Annotated in this window: 16 protein-coding genes; 8 read left to right on the top strand and 8 right to left on the bottom strand. The window is 68.1% G+C overall.

The features are described from left to right. The 3 genes from G7A98_RS14815 to G7A98_RS14825 all read right to left on the bottom strand — a co-directional run bounded on the left by G7A98_RS14815 (position 1) and on the right by G7A98_RS14825 (position 3,520). Positions 1–585, bottom strand: a complete 585-nt coding sequence (locus tag G7A98_RS14815) for an aminodeoxychorismate/anthranilate synthase component II (protein WP_163650454.1) — start codon at positions 583–585, stop codon at positions 1–3. A 546-nt stretch (positions 586–1,131) separates the two neighbouring features. Continuing rightward, positions 1,132–2,628 carry an anthranilate synthase component I gene (gene trpE / locus G7A98_RS14820; RefSeq protein WP_163650484.1) on the bottom strand — a complete coding sequence of 499 codons (1,497 nt, stop codon included), beginning with the start codon at positions 2,626–2,628 and terminating at the stop codon, positions 1,132–1,134. 226 nt (positions 2,629–2,854) lie between these two features. After that, positions 2,855–3,520: a phosphoglycolate phosphatase gene (locus tag G7A98_RS14825; RefSeq protein WP_163650455.1), complete on the bottom strand. Its 666-nt coding sequence runs from the start codon at positions 3,518–3,520 to the stop codon at positions 2,855–2,857. 226 nt (positions 3,521–3,746) lie between these two features. Between G7A98_RS14825 and G7A98_RS14830 the strand changes: the two genes are divergently transcribed. Continuing rightward, positions 3,747–5,045, top strand: coding sequence for an NAD(P)/FAD-dependent oxidoreductase (locus G7A98_RS14830; RefSeq protein WP_163650456.1), 1,299 nt, complete (start codon positions 3,747–3,749; stop codon positions 5,043–5,045). On the opposite strand, the gene G7A98_RS14835 is transcribed toward G7A98_RS14830, so the two are convergent. After that, positions 5,008–5,385, bottom strand: coding sequence for a GIY-YIG nuclease family protein (locus G7A98_RS14835; RefSeq protein ID WP_163650457.1), 378 nt, complete (start codon positions 5,383–5,385; stop codon positions 5,008–5,010). The genes G7A98_RS14830 and G7A98_RS14835 overlap by 38 nt on opposite strands. A gap of 6 nt (positions 5,386–5,391) precedes the next feature. Beyond that, entirely contained in the window at positions 5,392–6,090 is a 699-nt protein-coding gene (gene rpe / locus G7A98_RS14840) for a ribulose-phosphate 3-epimerase (protein WP_163650458.1), read from the bottom strand. A gap of 138 nt (positions 6,091–6,228) precedes the next feature. Here rpe and ggt point away from each other — a divergent pair, with 138 nt between their 5' ends. From ggt to G7A98_RS14855, 3 genes are all read left to right on the top strand, one after another. Then, entirely contained in the window at positions 6,229–7,980 is a 1,752-nt protein-coding gene (ggt, locus tag G7A98_RS14845; RefSeq protein WP_163650459.1) for a gamma-glutamyltransferase, read from the top strand. A gap of 141 nt (positions 7,981–8,121) precedes the next feature. Then, entirely contained in the window at positions 8,122–9,291 is a 1,170-nt protein-coding gene (locus G7A98_RS14850; RefSeq protein WP_163650460.1) for an MFS transporter, read from the top strand. Positions 9,292–9,412: 121 nt separating this feature from the next. After that, a complete protein-coding gene (locus G7A98_RS14855; protein ID WP_163650461.1) occupies positions 9,413–10,033 on the top strand; it encodes a YajG family lipoprotein in 621 nt (206 codons plus the stop codon). A gap of 3 nt (positions 10,034–10,036) precedes the next feature. On the opposite strand, the gene G7A98_RS14860 is transcribed toward G7A98_RS14855, so the two are convergent. The 3 genes from G7A98_RS14860 to G7A98_RS14870 all read right to left on the bottom strand — a co-directional run bounded on the left by G7A98_RS14860 (position 10,037) and on the right by G7A98_RS14870 (position 11,879). After that, positions 10,037–10,690 (bottom strand): thiopurine S-methyltransferase, encoded by a 654-nt coding sequence (locus tag G7A98_RS14860; RefSeq protein ID WP_163650462.1) that lies wholly within the window; start codon positions 10,688–10,690, stop codon positions 10,037–10,039. Positions 10,691–10,712: 22 nt separating this feature from the next. Then, positions 10,713–11,345, bottom strand: a complete 633-nt coding sequence (locus tag G7A98_RS14865; RefSeq protein WP_163650463.1) for a TIGR04211 family SH3 domain-containing protein — start codon at positions 11,343–11,345, stop codon at positions 10,713–10,715. A 207-nt stretch (positions 11,346–11,552) separates the two neighbouring features. Next, on the bottom strand, positions 11,553–11,879 hold the full coding sequence (locus G7A98_RS14870) for a DUF1820 family protein (RefSeq protein ID WP_163650464.1): 327 nt from the start codon (positions 11,877–11,879) through the stop codon (positions 11,553–11,555). A 208-nt stretch (positions 11,880–12,087) separates the two neighbouring features. On the opposite strand from G7A98_RS14870, the gene miaB reads away from it, so the two are divergent. From miaB to G7A98_RS14890, 4 genes are all read left to right on the top strand, one after another. Continuing rightward, the gene (gene miaB, locus G7A98_RS14875) at positions 12,088–13,437 is read left to right on the top strand and encodes a tRNA (N6-isopentenyl adenosine(37)-C2)-methylthiotransferase MiaB (protein WP_163650465.1); all 1,350 of its coding nucleotides are present in this window, start codon (positions 12,088–12,090) and stop codon (positions 13,435–13,437) included. Positions 13,438–13,662: 225 nt separating this feature from the next. Continuing rightward, positions 13,663–14,751, top strand: coding sequence for a PhoH family protein (locus G7A98_RS14880; protein WP_163650466.1), 1,089 nt, complete (start codon positions 13,663–13,665; stop codon positions 14,749–14,751). Next, on the top strand, positions 14,748–15,281 hold the full coding sequence (gene ybeY / locus G7A98_RS14885) for an rRNA maturation RNase YbeY (RefSeq protein ID WP_163650467.1): 534 nt from the start codon (positions 14,748–14,750) through the stop codon (positions 15,279–15,281). The genes G7A98_RS14880 and ybeY overlap by 4 nt, the downstream gene beginning before the upstream one ends. Further along, positions 15,278–16,159, top strand: a complete 882-nt coding sequence (locus G7A98_RS14890) for a transporter associated domain-containing protein (protein ID WP_163650468.1) — start codon at positions 15,278–15,280, stop codon at positions 16,157–16,159. Before ybeY ends, G7A98_RS14890 begins: the two co-directional genes overlap by 4 nt. Positions 16,160–16,165 lie beyond the last annotated feature (6 nt).

The following is a 16,165-nucleotide window of genomic DNA, read 5'->3' on the forward strand; positions in this document are numbered from 1 at the left end:
TCAGGCGCCGCGTTGCAAAAAGTTCGCCAGCAGCTCGTGGCCCTGGCGCGTCAGGATGGATTCCGGATGAAACTGGACCCCCTCGATATCCAGCGTCTTGTGGCGCAGCCCCATGATCAGCCCGGGGGTGACGTCGTCCTCGTCGACCCGGGCGGTCACCGTCAGGCACTCGGGCAGCCCCTCGTCGGCGACCACCAGCGAATGGTAGCGGGTCACCTCCAGCGGATCGGCCAGGCCGGCGAACACGCCCTCGCCGCGGTGGCGCACCCGCGAGGTCTTGCCGTGCATGACCTGCGGCGCGCGCACCACCGACCCACCGAACACCTGCCCGATGGCCTGATGCCCCAGGCAGATGCCCAGGATCGGCAGCTTGCCGGCGAAATGCCGGATGACCTCCATCGAGATCCCCGCCTCATCCGGCGTGCAGGGGCCGGGGGAGATCACGATATGCGTCGGCGCCAGGGCCTCGATCTCGGCCAGGGTGATGGCATCGTTGCGATGCGTCCGGACCTCGGCGCCCAGTTCGGCGAGATACTGCACCACATTGAAGGTAAAGCTGTCGTAGTTATCGATCATCAAGATCATTTGGGCTGCAAGCTCCTGATTTCATTGATTCACTGTGGTGAGATCGGCCTATCTTGCCCGCCCGCGTACTCACAACGCCCAAATCAACCCGCTTGTCGAGACGGCAGACACAAAAACGCCGCCCGGGAGGCGGCGTTGATACTCGGACACACGACGACCGCCTCTTACTGGCCGAGGCGCCAAGCGTTGCCGTGGGTCGTGATCGCGAGAGTGTTCATGGCGGTTATAGTGTGGCGGCGGGCGGTTGCTGTCAAGCCGGCCCCCGCCCGGCGCAAGGCTATCGCCGCCGGCTTCGACGAGGGCGCCGGGGGCAGGCTGGGGAGGAGATCCGATGCCAGGGCCGAAAAGAGTTCCCTTCAATGTCGGCATTTCCGCCATCCATGGCGGTCAGATGGCATCGGTAGCGCCCAGGAAGGGTCTACAGCGCCTTCTCGCAGGACTGCCGTCGGTTCAGCCCGAGTCATGTTTCAGCTACCTGCAATCGCACTGCCGCCCGGGAGGCCAGGAGGCCGGGAGGCCGGGAGGCCGGGAGGCGGGGCCGGCGGTTCATGACAGGTTGTCGAGGCCGCGCTCGGCCATGGCCACGGCGCGGAACAGCGCCCGCCCCTTGTTGAGGGTCTCCTGCCATTCGCTGTCCGGGTCCGAGTCGGCGACGATGCCGGCGCCGGCCTGGATGTGCAGCTCGCCGTCCTTGATCACCGCGGTGCGAATGGCGATCGCGGTGTCCATGTTGCCGTGCCAGGACAGGTAGCCCACCGCCCCCGAGTAGACGCCGCGCTTGACCGGCTCGAGCTCGTCGATGATCTCCAGCGCGCGGATCTTCGGCGCACCGGAGAGCGTGCCCGCCGGGAAGGTCGCGCGCAGCACGTCCATGGCGGTCATGCCCGGCTTCAGCCGTCCGGTGACCTGGGAGACGATGTGCATGACGTGGGAGTAGCGCTCCACGGCCATGTTGTCGGTGACCGTCACCGAGCCGGTCTCGCTGATGCGGCCCACGTCGTTGCGCCCCAGGTCGATCAGCATGACATGCTCGGCGATCTCCTTGGGATCGGCCAGCAGGTCGGCCTCGAGCGCGCGATCCTCCTCCTCGTTGCGCCCGCGCTTGCGGGTGCCGGCGATCGGCCGCACCGTGACCTCGCCCTCCTCGAGGCGGGTGAGGATCTCCGGCGAGGAGCCCACCACGTGATGGTCGCCGAGGTTGAAGAAGAACATGTAGGGCGACGGGTTGAGGCTGCGCAGCGCGCGGTAGAGATCCAGCGGCGGCGCCTGGTAGGGAATCGACATGCGCTGCGAGGGCACGCACTGCATGATGTCGCCGGCCTTGATGTATTCCTTGATGGTTTCCACCGCGGCCTTGAAGCCTTCCTCGGTGAAGCCCGAGGTGAAGTCGCCCTCTTCCACCGCCGCCCGGCCGGTCCCCGGGCTGACGGTGTTGAGGGTCGCGCTGCGCAGGCGGACCTCGAGCGACTCGAGGTGCTGGCTGGCGCGTTCGTGGGCACCTTCCCGGCTCGGATCGACATGGGTCCACAGGGTCAGGCGGCCGGACAGGTTGTCGAACACCACCAGATCGTCGCAGACCATCAGCAGGATGTCGGGCACGCCGATCGGGTCAGGCTTGGTCGCCACCTTGGCGCCGTTCAGACGCGGCTCGATGTAGCGGATGGTGTCGTAGCCGAAATAGCCGACCAGCCCGCCGTCGAAACGCGGCTGATCATCGAGCCGTGGTACCCGGAAGCGTGCCTGGAACTGCTCGATCCAGGCCAGCGGGTCGGCCACCTCGCTCGCCCCGAGGCAGTCGTCATCGACGATGTGGCGCACCTCGTGGCCCCGCACCTCGATGCGCTCGCGCGACGGCAGGCCGATGATCGAGTAGCGGCCCCACTTCTCGCCGCCCTGCACCGACTCGAGCAGGAAGGTCCAGGGCGCGTCCGCGAGCTTGAGGTAGGTGGACAGCGGGGTATCGAGGTCGGCCAGCACCTCGCGGGTGACCGGGATACGGTTGTGGCCGGCGGCGGCCAGCTCGGCAAAGCGTTGCGGGGTCATCATTCTCGTCGATTCCTTGGAACGAAGGGGACGGCGTCAGGGCGAACGGAAGGAGCTGCGGTCGCGCTTCACCATCGCCAGCCGCGGGAGCGCATGGACGGGACGCGCCGGGGCGTGAACGTTCCCCGCAAGGGCAGACGAGACTTCAACATGATCGGGATCCGTTGATTGCGGAATCTTATTGACAGGGCGCCATTGATAGCCTTTGGCATGGCGCCTCGCCACCCTAAACGAGTTCCGCCAGCGATTCAACTTCCCCATCGGGGCCCGCCAGCGACACCGGCTCGCCATGATTGTAGCCATACGGCACGGCGAGGGTACGAAATCCGGCACGCCGGCCGGCCTCCACGTCGTGGCGCGAATCGCCGACCATCAGCGCGGCCTCGGGCGCCACGCCCAGCCGTTCGGCGACATGCGTCAGTGGCAGCGGATCGGGCTTCTTGCGCGGCAGGGAATCGCCGCCGACGGCCATCGCGAAGTACGCCTGCAGCGACAACGCCGAGAGGATCGGCGCGATGAAGGCCTCGGGCTTGTTGGTGACCAGCGCCAGCGTGAATCCCCGGGCCGTCAGGGCCGTCAGTGCCTCGCGCACGCCGGGGTAGACACGCGTCCGGGCACAGGGCGTCGCCGCGTAATGATGCAGGAAGCGCTCATGCGCGCCCTCCTGATCCGCGGCCTCGCCCGCACCGTCCCCGGCATGCGCCAGCGCCCGCTCGACCAGCCGGCGCGAGCCGTTGCCGACCCAGTCCCGGACCTTCGCCTCGCCGGCCGGCGGCAGCCCCAGGTCGGCGAGCATCGCATCGACGGCGGCGGCGAGATCCGGCACGGAATCGATCAGGGTGCCATCCAGGTCGAAGGCAATCAGCTGGATCCCCTGCAGGTGTGGCGACATGATTTCTCTCCTTTGCTGGCGGTTCCTGTCGGCAGGCTCTGTCACGAAAGTAATATTACGAATAAAGTATCCCCAAGCGGCGACAGAATGTAGGATTTTTTTGTTAACAAGCTTATAATAAGCATTATTAAAAACCCGCAGGAGTGCGCACCCGGTCTCCCGAGTCGTTCTCCTGACCCGGGCGACCCGATTTTCTCGCTTGACATACCCATCTACAGGAGCACCCATGACCAAACCACGCATCGTGGTTGTCGGCGGCGGCGCAGGCGGACTGGAGCTGGTGACCCGGCTGGGCCACCGCCTCGGCAAGCGCCGGAAGGCGGACGTCGTCCTCGTCGACCGCAATCCCACCCACATCTGGAAACCCCTGCTGCACGAGGTGGCCACCGGCGTTCTCGACTCGGGACTCGACGAGGTCTCCTACCAGGGCCATTCCAAGGCCCACGGCTACCGCTTCCAGCGCGGCACCCTGAGCGACCTGGATCGCGAGGCGCGCACCATCACCCTGGCGCCGATCCTCGATGAGGACGACAGCGTGGTCCTGCCGGCCCGCCAGATCGAGTACGACTACCTGGTGTTCGCCCTGGGCAGCGTCTCCAACGACTTCGGCACGCCCGGGGTCGCCGAGCACTGCCACTTCCTCGACAGCCCGCAGCAGGCCGAGACCTTTCGCCAGGCCATGCTCACCACCTTCATGCGCTACAGCGACCCGGAGCGGCGCACCCATCCCAAGCTGTCGGTGGGGCTCGTCGGCGCCGGGGCGACCGGCGTGGAACTCGCCGCGGAGCTCTTCGATGCCTCCAAGATGCTGCACAGCTACGGGTTCACGGCACTCGACAGCGGCAAGCTCGACGTCCACCTGATCGAGGCCGCCCCGCGCATCCTCCCCGCCCTGCCGGAGCGCTTCGGTCGCACGGTCCATCGCGAACTGGAAAAGCTCGGCGTGCACATCCACGTCGACACCCGGGTCACCTGCGCCGACGAATCGGGTTTCGTCACCGCCGACGGCGAACGCATCCAGACCGCGCTCAACGTCTGGGCGGCCGGCATCCGCGCCCCGGCCTTCCTCTCCGAGCTGGGCCTGAGCACCGAGCGCAATCACCAGATCCGGGTGAACGCGACCCTGCAGAGCGTCGACGACCCGCACATCTTCGCGCTGGGCGACTGCGCCTCCTGCCCCCAGCCGGACGACAAGCGCGTCCCGCCGCGTGCCCAGGCCGCCCACCAGCAGGCCAGCCGTCTCTACCGCAACCTGCTGGCGACCCTCGACGGCAAGCCGCTCAAGGACTTCGTGTTCCGCGACCGCGGCTCGCTGATCTCGCTGGCCCACTTCGACGCCGTGGGCAGCCTGATGCGCGGCGCCTCGGCCCGCAGCCTGTTCGTCGAGGGCCGGCTGGCCAAGCTGTTCTACGCCTCGCTCTACCGCATGCACCAGATGGCCATCCACGGCATGGTCAAGACCGGCATGACGGTGGTCGTCGACGGCCTCAATCGCTTCCTGCGTCCCAAGATGAAGCTCCACTGAGCCCCGCGGAACGCGGCTCGCCGCTTCCGCACGCCTCGCGCCTGGCCGCCAGCCAGGCGCGCTTGGCCGGAGCACGCTGGCGCTTGAGCCAGGCCTCGAGCCGCAGCGCCTCGGCATGACTCCCCACCGTCTGTCGATACACCAGCCTGAGCGGCCCCTTGCCGCGCAGCGCCCGTGCACCGCGCCGACCGCCGCGCTGATGTTCGCGGAAACGCCGCTCGACATCGGTCGAGATCCCGGTATACAGCGCCCCCGCAGCGGTCTCGACGACGTACAGGGACCAGCATGGCGCCGCCCCTCGCTCCTCATCGCCATGCGCGAGCGCCTCGGCGTCGTCCATCGCCGCTCAGGCCCGGGCGAGCTGGTCGCGGAGTGCGCGAATCACGCCGTCATAGCGGTGCGGCTCGTCGGCATTGCGTGCCTTGAAGATCGCCGATCCGGCGACGAAGGTGTCGGCCCCGGCCCGGGCGATCTCGGCGATGTTGTCGACCTTGACGCCGCCGTCGATCTCCAGGCGAATCGGCCGGCCGCTGGCGTCGATGCGCCGGCGTGCCTCGCGCAGCTTGTCGAGCGTGCCGGGAATGAACGACTGACCGCCGAAGCCGGGGTTGACGCTCATCAGCAGCACCATGTCGAGCTTGTCCATCACGTAGTCGAGGTAGTGCAGCGGCGTGGCCGGGTTGAACACCAGCCCGGCCTTGCAGCCGCCGTCGCGGATCAGCTGCAGCGAGCGGTCGATGTGCGCGGAGGCCTCGGGATGGAAGGTGATGTAGGTGGCCCCGGCGTCGATGAACTGGCGGATCAGATCATCCACCGGACTGACCATCAGGTGGGCGTCGATGGGCGCGGTCACGCCGTGCCGGCGCAGCGCCTCGCAGACCATCGGGCCGATGGTCAGGTTGGGGACGTAGTGGTTGTCCATGACATCGAAGTGGACGATGTCGGCACCGGACGCCAGCACGTCATCCACCTCCTGGCCCAGGCGGGCGAAGTCGGCGGAGAGGATCGAGGGCGCGATCTGGAAATCGGGGTTCGGGTCGGACATGGCTCTTCAATCGGGTTCGCAAAAACCGCCATTCTACCCCACAACGCGCCGCATCGGGGGCGCCGGGTTTGCAGGTTCCGGGATCGGCGTCGATAGTGAAACCGACCCATCCATTCGAACCGCCAGGGAGACCGCCCGATGCCGATCGTCCACCCCCGCCCGCGCCGAGCGTGGCGACGCACCTTTCGCCTGCTGATCGCCACCACCCTGGTGATCAGCGTGCCGCTGGCCTTCGCCGACTCGCGCGCGATCCTCGAGGGCGAACGCTTCCATCCCGAGGTCGGCACCCACGGCATGGTGGCCACCAGCCACTTCCTCGCCTCGCAGGTCGCCCACGACGTGCTCGCCGACGGCGGCAACGCGGTGGATGCCGCGGTGACCGCGGGCTTCGCCCTGGCGGTGACCCAGCCGCGCTCCGGCAACATCGGCGGCGGGGGCTTCATGCTGATCTCCGACGAGAAGAGCGGCAAGGTGATCGCCATCGACTATCGCGAGAAGGCGCCTTCCGCCGCCTACGAGACGATGTTCCAGAACGACGCGGGCGAGGCGGTGCCCAGGCTGTCGCGCTTCACCCACAATGCCTCCGGCGTGCCCGGCACGGTGGCCGGGCTGGCGCTGGCGCTCGACAAGTACGGCACCCTGAGTCTCGCCGAGGCCCTGGCGCCGGCCATCGATCTGGCCGAGAACGGCTTCCCGCTGCCGCAGCGCTTCGTCGACGGTGTCGAGCAGGCCCGCGAGCGGCTCGAGAAGTGGCCGGCAACCCGCGCCAAGTTCTTCAAGCCCGACGGCAGCGGCTATGACGTCGGCGACATCTACCGCCAGCCGGATCTTGCCGCCACCCTCAAGCGCATCGCCGACAAGGGTCCGCGCGAGTTCTACGAGGGGGAAACGGCCCGGCTGATCGCCGCCGAGATGCAGGATCACGACGGCCTGATGACCCGCGAGGATCTTGCCGCCTACCAGCCGACGATCCGCGAGCCCAGCCACGGCACCTACCGCGGCTACGACATCTACGCCATGAGCCCGCCCTCCTCCGGCGGCGTGCACATCGTGCAGATGCTCAACATCCTCGAGGGCTACGACATCGCCGAGATGGGCTTCAACTCGGCCGACACCATCCACGTCATGGCCGAGGCGATGAAGCGCGCCTACGCCGACCGCTCGAAGTACCTGGGCGACACCGACTTCGTCGACGTGCCGCTCGAGGGGCTGACCTCCAAGGCCTACGCCGACGAGCTGCGCGCCGAGATCCCGCTCGACCAGGCCACGCCCAGCACCGAGATCGCCCCCGGCAAGCCGCTGCCCTACGAGTCCAACGAGACCACCCATTTCTCGATCGCCGACGACAACGGCCTGGCGGTCTCCAACACCTACACCATCAACTTCAGCTACGGCTCGGGAATCGTGGTCGAGGGCGCGGGCTTTCTGCTCAACAACGAGATGGACGACTTCTCGGCCAAGCCCGGCGTGCCCAATGCCTACGGCCTGATCGGCGGCGAAGCCAACAAGGTCGAACCCAACAAGCGCATGCTGTCGTCGATGACCCCGACCATCGTCAAGAAGGACGGCCACAACGTCCTGATCACCGGCAGCCCCGGCGGCTCGCGGATCATCACCACCACGCTGCAGGTGCTGATGAACGTCATCGATCACGACATGAACGTCCAGACCGCCGTCAGCGTGCCGCGCATCCATCATCAGTGGCTGCCCGACGAGATTCGCATCGAACAGGGCATCAGCCCCGACACCATCGCCCTGCTCGAGGCGATGGGCCACACCGTCAGCCAGCAGGACGCCATGGGCGCCGCGCAGTCGATCCTGATCGACGACGGCACCTTCTACGGCGGCGCCGACCCCCGGCGCTCGACCTCCTCGGCGATGGGCCTGTAACCCCGGCCCTTCCCCGCACCGCCCCGGCACCGTCCGGGGCGTCTTTCTCCGGCATTCGCCCCGGCACGACCAAGGTGCCATCGACAGCCCGCCGAGGGCATGGGCCAATCGGCCCCTGCGCCGCTCTGCACGGAGACCTCCATGCCCATCGTCGTGATCGCCATCGCCGAGCTGTTCGGCACCGCCCTGTGGTTCACCCCCAACGCGGTGATCGAGTCCCTGCAGGCGGCCTGGGCATTGTCGCCCGCCGACCTGGGCTGGCTGACCGGCGCCGTGCAGGGCGGCTTTTTGCTGGGCACGCTGGGCATCGGCCTGAGCGGGCTCGCCGACCGGGTCGATGCCAGCCGACTGTTTCTCGGCGCCTGCCTGCTGGGCGCCGCCAGCAACGCCCTGCTGCCCCTTGCCGGCGGCCTGTGGCCGGCGACCGGCCTGCGCCTGTTGACCGGCATGGCCCTGGCCGGCATCTACCCCGTCGGCATGAAGCTGATGGTCGGCTGGGCGCCCGAACGGGCCGGGCTGGCGCTCTCCTGGCTGGTGGGCATGCTGGTGCTGGGCACGGCCCTGCCCCACGCCCTGCGCGGGCTGAGCCTGCTGGGTCGCATCGACCTGCCCTGGGCCAGCGCGGTGTGGGCCGCCTCGCTGCTGGCCCTGGTCGCCGGCGCCATGATCCTGATCCTGGGCGAACCCGACGCCATGCGCGCCGGGCGACGCGCCCCCCGCGGCCAGGGTGTCGCGCTCGACGTCAGCGTGTTCCGGATCCCCGGCTACCGCCGCGCCGCCGGCGGCTACTTCGGCCACATGTGGGAGCTGTACACGCTGTGGGCGCTGATCCCGCTGCTGCTGGCTCGCGCCGTGCCCGGCACCGATGCCGTCACGCTGGCCCTGGGCAGCTTCGCGCTGATCGCCATCGGCGGCCCCGCCTGCTGGCTGGGCGGGTGGCTCAGCCAGCGCCACGGCAGCCGCCGCGTCGCCGCACTGGGGCTGGCCGGATCGGCCCTCTGCGCCCTGCTCTACCCCTGGCTGGCCGGCCTTCCACCAGCCTGGCAGGTCGCCTTCCTCGGGCTGTGGAGCGCCCTGGCGGTCATCGACTCGCCGCATTTCTCGGCGCTCTCGGCCCGCGCCTGCCCGCCGTCCCGGCTGGGTACCGGCCTGACGCTGCAGAACGCCATCGGCTTCGGTATCTCGGTACTCTCGCTGCTGGCGCTGATGCCGCTGTGGCCACGGCTGGGCCCCTGGCTGGGCTGGCTGCTGCTGCCGGGCCCGGTAATCGGGCTGTGGCTGATCAGCCGCAGTACACCCGCATCACGCTAGGCCGCCCACCGGAAACAGGCCGGTCAGGCCGTCAGCGCCTGAATCCCCGGCGTGCGTCGCGTTATACTGCGCCGAGGGGCCGCGCCGGGCGGCTGCAGAGGACAAGCCGGGAGGAAGGACAATGGCATTTCGCGTCAAGGCATCGGGTTTCAAGACACCGGGCTTCAAGACACTGGGCGGGCTCGCGCTGATGGCGGGTCTCTTGGCAGGCTGCGCGCAGAGCCCGCAATACCTGAATGTCGAGCCGCAGGTGACCACCGCCGTGCCTCGCGCCGGCAGCGGCCAGGCGGTGACCCTGGCCACCGTGGACGGACGCGACAGCGACGTTCTGGGCACCCGCAGTGGCAAGCGCATGGCCACCGACACCATCACGGTCCCCGCCCACACGCTGATGCCCCGGTTGCAGCAGCAGGCGCAGCAGGCCCTGCAGCGCATGGGCTTCGCGCCCACCGAGGCCACCGCCGAAGGGCGGCCCAGCCTGACCCTGACGCTGGCCCAGCTGAGCTACGAGAAGGCCGACGCCAAGCCCCTGCTCGACAAGGCCCGGCTGATCGCCCGCGTCCAGGCCGTGGCGCGCAACGGCGGCACCACCTACACCGGGGTGTACACCGCCAAGCGCGAACAGACCTACGCCTTGAAGCCGGACACCCGGGAGAACAACCAGATGGTCAGCGAGCTGCTGACCAATGCGCTCAACCGCGCCTTCAGCGATCCCGCGATCGGTGAACTGCTGGCACGCTGACCCTCACCCGTCGCCGGGTGCGTCCCGGTGGGGGCCGCGGCGCACCAGGGTCCAGATCTCCTCGGCGAAGCCCCGCTCGTCCGGCGGCAGCACCGCCTGCCGGGCCAGTTCGAAATTGGGCGAAAAAAGCCGCTCGACCTCGTCGGCGGCCACCGAGAACGGCGGCCCCTTGTCCGGCCCGTCCTGGCGCGTCAGGCTGATCAGCAGCCCTCGGGCGCCGGGCGGCAGCAGCTGGGCCAGGTGGAAGGCATAGCGCTGGCGCGTGGCCTCGGGCAGCGCGATCAGCGCGGCACGGTCGTAGAAGGCTTCGACCTCGAGCGCCTGATCGATATGAAAGTGGAAGAAGTCGCCGCACCACAGCTCCACAAGCCCCTGACGACAGACCTCGAAGACGCCGTGGCGGTAGCGCGAGACATCGCCGCTGCCCTCGGCGACGAACTGCGCCACGGCCTCCTCGGCCAGCTCGATCCCCAGCACCGGATGCCCGCGCTCGGCCAGCCAGCGCATGTCCAGGCTCTTGCCGCACAGCGGCACCAGTACCTTGCTGTCGCCGGCCACCGAGAGCGTCGGCCAGTAGTGCGCCAGCGCCGGATGTACCGCGTCGCGGTGGAAGCCGATCCGCCCCTCCCGCCAGCGATTGCGCCATTCGTTGTTCATGCAGGTCTCCCCGGATTGCAGCTCAGAACCAGCGGTCACGCTTCTTGCGCCGCCGCGGCAGATGCGGCACCAGCAGGCCGGCCAGCAGCCCTGCGCCGGCCACGCCCCCGCCGTACAGGAAGTAGCGCATCAGCAGGTCCTGCTCCTGGGTGTCGAGCCGCGCCTTGAGGCGACGCAGGGTCGCCTCGGCCTGGGTCAGCTGCTGATTCAGGGTCGTGTTGCGCTGGCTCAGGTCCTCGATGCGCTGCTCGCGGGTCTCGAGCGTCTCGGTCATGCTCGCGGTGCGCGCCTGCCAGGTCTGGTTGATGCCATCGAGCTTGTCGCTGAGCGTGGCGACCTTCTCCTTGAGCGCCGGCACGCGCTGGCGCAGGCTGCGCTCGCTCTGCAGCTGGTCGGAGCGGATCCACACCTCGTCGCCGCTTTCGGCGCGTACCCGGGTGTAATCGCCCTGGGTCTCGAGCACCGTGACCGGCGCCCCGGCGGTCAGTGTGCCGACGATACGGTAACCGTCCGTCGGGCCGCTGCGCACATAGGCGCTGAGATCATCGGCCACCCAGCGCGTCGCGTCCGGCGTCTGGGCCAGGGCCGGCGACACGGCGCCGACCGCACTCAGGCCCCAGACGAGGCCTATCAGCAGGGTTTTGAACTTGAACATGTCTCGACGTTGTCTCGTGGCTGTCGGGAGGCTCGAAAAAAATGCTGGCTCGACGCGAGGTTGCGATATCGCCGGGGACATCCATGCCCCGGCACGAGGGCGTGTCACCGATCATCCACACTTTCTGTGGATAAGCCTTGGGAAAACCCGGTGACCGTGTCACGCGATCGTCCGAGTCGTCGGCCAGGGCAACAGATCGGTCAATTTTTAATCATCCCGCGGCGGCAAGGTGAAGGGACGCGGAAACTCCGCCACCTTGCCTTCCGCCTTCACGGCCTTGGCCGTGCCCTCTCGCTCGACTTCATCGATGCGCACGATGGCGTTCATCGGGATGTAACTGCGGCTGACCCCCTCGAAGGTCCGGCGCAGCTTGTCGGTGGACGGGTCGACGACCAGCTTCGAGGCATCCTCGAAGACGAAGGTCTCGACCTCGATGAACCCCCACAGGTCACTCTGGTAGATATCCCGGGCATACAGCTCCCAGATTTCCCCCTGGTTGTGGAAGACCACCCGGTAGATGGATTTTGCCGCCATGTCTCTCCCGTTTCTAGCATTCCCGTCTGTCACGTCGGCCCGGGGCCGTGCCCGGAGAATACCACAGAGCCGGGACGCCCCGGCACGCGGACTGGCCAAGTCAGCCCCGGGGTCCGTATAATCGGCGCCTTCCGATCCCGGCCGATCCGGCCGCTGCACTCACCCCCATTTCACGGACATGTCGGGCGCCCGGCGCCGACGCGACTCTATGGCGAAGAAACTCTTCATCAAGACCCATGGCTGCCAGATGAACGAGTACGATTCCGCCCGCATGGCGGATCTGCTCGGCGAATCGCACCAGATGGAGCTGACCGACGACGAGCGGGAGGCCGATGTCATCCTGCTCAACACCTGCTCGATCCGCGAGAAGGCCCAGGAAAAGGTCTTTCACCAGCTGGGCCGCTGGAAGAAGCTCAAGGAGCGCAATCCCGACCTGGTGATCGGTGTCGGCGGCTGCGTGGCCAGCCAGGAGGGCGAGGCCCTGCGCAAGCGCGCGCCCTACGTCGACATGGTGTTCGGCCCCCAGACCCTGCACCGCGTTCCCAACATGCTCGAGCAGCGCGGCAAGAGCGCCGAGCCGATCTCGGTGGTCGACGTGACCTTCCCCGAGGTCGAGAAGTTCGACCATCTGCCCAAGCCCAGCTCCGACGGCGCCACCGCCTTCGTCTCGATCATGGAAGGCTGCTCGAAGTACTGCACCTTCTGCGTGGTTCCCTATACCCGCGGCGAGGAGATTTCGCGTCCGTTCGAGGCGGTCATGGACGAGGTCATCCACCTCGCCGAACAGGGCGTGCGCGAGATCAACCTGCTCGGCCAGAACGTCAACGCCTACCGGGGGCGCAACAGCCTCGGCGACGAGATCGACCTCGCCGAGCTGATTGCCTGCGTGGCCGCCGTCGAGGGTATCGACCGCATCCGCTTCACCACCTCCCACCCGGTGGAATTCTCCGACAGCCTGATCGAGGCCTACGGCGAGATCCCCGAACTCGTCAGCCACCTGCACCTGCCGGTCCAGGCCGGCTCGGATCGCATCCTCGCGGCGATGAAGCGCGGCCACACGGTCGAGGAGTACGTCGCCAAGCTCGAGCGCATCCGCGAGCTGCGCCCCGACATCAGCTTCTCGTCGGACTTCATCATCGGCTTCCCCGGCGAGACCGAGGCCGACTTCGCGGCGACCATGGACCTGATCGGTCGCATCGGCTTCGACGTCTCGTTCAGCTTCGTGTACTCGGCGCGCCCCGGCACCCCCGCGGCCCAGCTCGAGGACGACACCCCCGAGGCGGTCAAGAAGCAGCGCCTGGCGATTCTCCAGGAGCGCATCAACCAGAACGCCATGCAGATCAGCCGGCGCATGGTCGGCAGCACGCAGCGCATCCTGGTCACCGGCTTCTCGCCGAAGGACCCGGGCCAGCTCTCCGGACGCACCGAGAACAACCGCGTGGTCAACTTCCGCGCGCCCAATCCCACCGAGCTGATCGGCGCCTTCGTCGATGTCGAGATCACCGAGGCCCTGCCCAACTCGCTGCGCGGCGAGCTGGCCTCGCCGGAGTGTTTCTGACCCCTCTCCTCGGGCGGGGGCGATTCATGGTCTCGCGAGCTCAGGACAGACAAGGCGAAACCGTGAAAAGACGCGCAGTCCAGCTCGCTGAATGAGCCGTCTGATCACGGTTTCAACGCCATATGGCCAACGCGCCGCAGATCATGGACGTCCACGCACATTGCCCCGGCCCGCTCCGGGGCAGTAAGCTGACCCTCTCACCCATCACGCACGGATTTCCTGTTCTTGAGCCAACAAAGCACTCCGGCAAATCGCGTCATCACCCTGACCCTGGAACCCAACGACCCGATGCGTCTGGCCAATCTCTGCGGCCAGCGCGACGAGCATCTCAAGCTGGTCGAGTCGCGGCTGGGGGTCACGCTGCGCAACCGCGGCAACACCTTCCAGCTCGCCGGGCCCGGCCCGCGGGTCAAGGCCGCCGCCAATGTCGTCGAGCACCTCTACCGGGAAACCGAATCCAGCCAGCTCGAGCCCGATACCGTCCACCTGTTCCTGCAGGAATCCGGGGTCGAGGCCCTCGAGGAAGAGGAAGGCGGCGATGACAACGCCGAGGTGGTGATCCGCACGCCGCGCAGCCTGATCAAGCCGCGCGGCCTCAACCAGCAGAGCTACGTCGCCAGCATCCGTGCCCACGACATCAACTTCGGCATCGGCCCGGCGGGCACCGGCAAGACCTACCTGGCCGTGGCCGCCGCCGTCGAGGCGCTCAACCAGCAGGAAGTCCGTCGCATCCTGCTGGTCCGCCCCGCCGTCGAGGCCGGCGAGAAGCTCGGTTTCCTGCCCGGCGACCTGGCGCAGAAGATCGACCCCTACCTGCGCCCGCTGTATGACGCCCTCTACGAGATGATCGGCTTCGAGCAGGTCGCCAAGCTCATCGAGCGCCAGGTGATCGAGATCGCGCCGCTGGCCTACATGCGCGGCCGGACCCTCAACAACGCCTTCATCATCCTCGACGAGAGCCAGAACACCACCCGCGAGCAGATGAAGATGTTCCTGACCCGCATCGGCTTCGGCTCCACGGCGGTGATCACCGGCGACATCACCCAGGTCGACCTGCCCCGCGGCCAGAAGTCCGGGCTGATCCATGTCACCCGGATCCTGCAGGATGTGTCCGGCATCGGCATGACCCACTTCGACGCCAAGGACGTGGTACGCCACCCGCTGGTGCAGCGCATCATCGAGGCCTACGACGTCTTCGAGGCCGAGCAGGAGGCCGAGGAGCGCGCCCGGCGCGAGGCCCGCGAACAGGCGCGCCAGGAGGCCCGGGACAGCGAGGCCGCTGCAGGCGGCAGCACCGCGGGAGGCGACGCATGAGCCGCCTGCCGCCGCCGGTCATCGACCGGCAGGTGGCGGTCCGCGCCGACGGCCTGCCCGAGGCGGATCAGCTGCAGGCCTGGACCGCCGCGGCGCTCGCGCACCATCGCCGCCACCACGACCTTGACGCACCCCACGAGCCGCCGGAATTGACCGTGCGCTTCGTCGAGGAGGCCGAGAGCCAGGCCCTCAACCGCGACTATCGCGGCAAGGATCGCCCGACCAACGTGCTGTCGTTCCCCTTCGAGGCCCCTGCCGGCCTCGACCTGCCGCTGCTCGGCGACCTGGTGATCTGCCACGACGTGGTCGAGCGCGAGGCCCGCGACCAGGGCAAGGCGCTCGAGCACCATTACGCGCACATGGTGGTGCACGGCACCTTGCATTTGCTCGGCCACGATCATATAGATGAAGCCGAGGCGGAGGAGATGGAGGCGCTCGAGCGCCGCATCCTCGCCGACTTCGCGATTCCCGACCCCTACGCGCTCGACGCCGACGAGTGCCGCAGCGAGGACACGAGACCCGACGCATGAGCGAAGACCGATCGAGCAGCCAGGGCGGCAAGTCCTGGCTCGAGAAGTTGTTCAGCGCCTTTTCCAGCGATGCCGACGAGCCCAGTTCCCGCGACGAACTGCTGGTGTTTCTCCGTGAGGCCGCCGCCCGCCTGCGCCTCGACCAGGATGCCCTGACGATCATCGAGGGCGCCTTCCAGATCAGCGACCAGCAGACCCGGGAAGTGATGATCCCGCGCTCTCAGGTCACCGCCATCGGCATCGACCAGCCCCCGGAAGACTACCTGCCGGTGATCTTCGAGACCGGCCACTCCCGCTACCCGGTGGTCGGCGAGAACCTCGACGAGGTGCTCGGCATCCTGCTGGTCAAGGACCTGCTGCCGCTGCTGCAGGTCAACGACAGCGAGCGCATGCGCCTGGCCCTGCGCGAGGTGCTGCGCCCGGCGATGTTCATCCCCGAGTCCAAGCGCCTCAACAGCCTGCTCAAGGAATTCCGCGACACCCACAACCACATGGCGGTGGTGGTGGACGAGTACGGCGGCACCGCGGGCATCATCACCATCGAGGACATCCTCGAGCAGATCGTCGGCGACATCGAGGACGAGCACGACACCGACGAGGAAGACGACATCCGCGACATGGGTGACGGCTCCTTCGCGATCCGCGCCCTGACGCCCATCGACGACTTCAACGACCGCTTCGACACCACGTTTTCCGACGACGAGTTCGACACCGTCGGCGGCCTGGTCATGCAGTGCTTCGGCTACCTGCCTCGGCGCGGCGAGCATGCCGACCTGGGCGGCTGGCGCTTCACCGTACTCGGCGCCGACAACCGGCGCATTCGCCTGCTGCAGGCCGAACCCCTCGCGCTGCTCGCCGACGAGCCGGTCGAGGGCTGACCCCGG

It is taken from the genome of Modicisalibacter sp. 'Wilcox', assembly GCF_010993675.1.
In the GTDB taxonomy this organism is placed as follows: Bacteria; Pseudomonadota; Gammaproteobacteria; order Pseudomonadales; family Halomonadaceae; genus Modicisalibacter; species Modicisalibacter tunisiensis.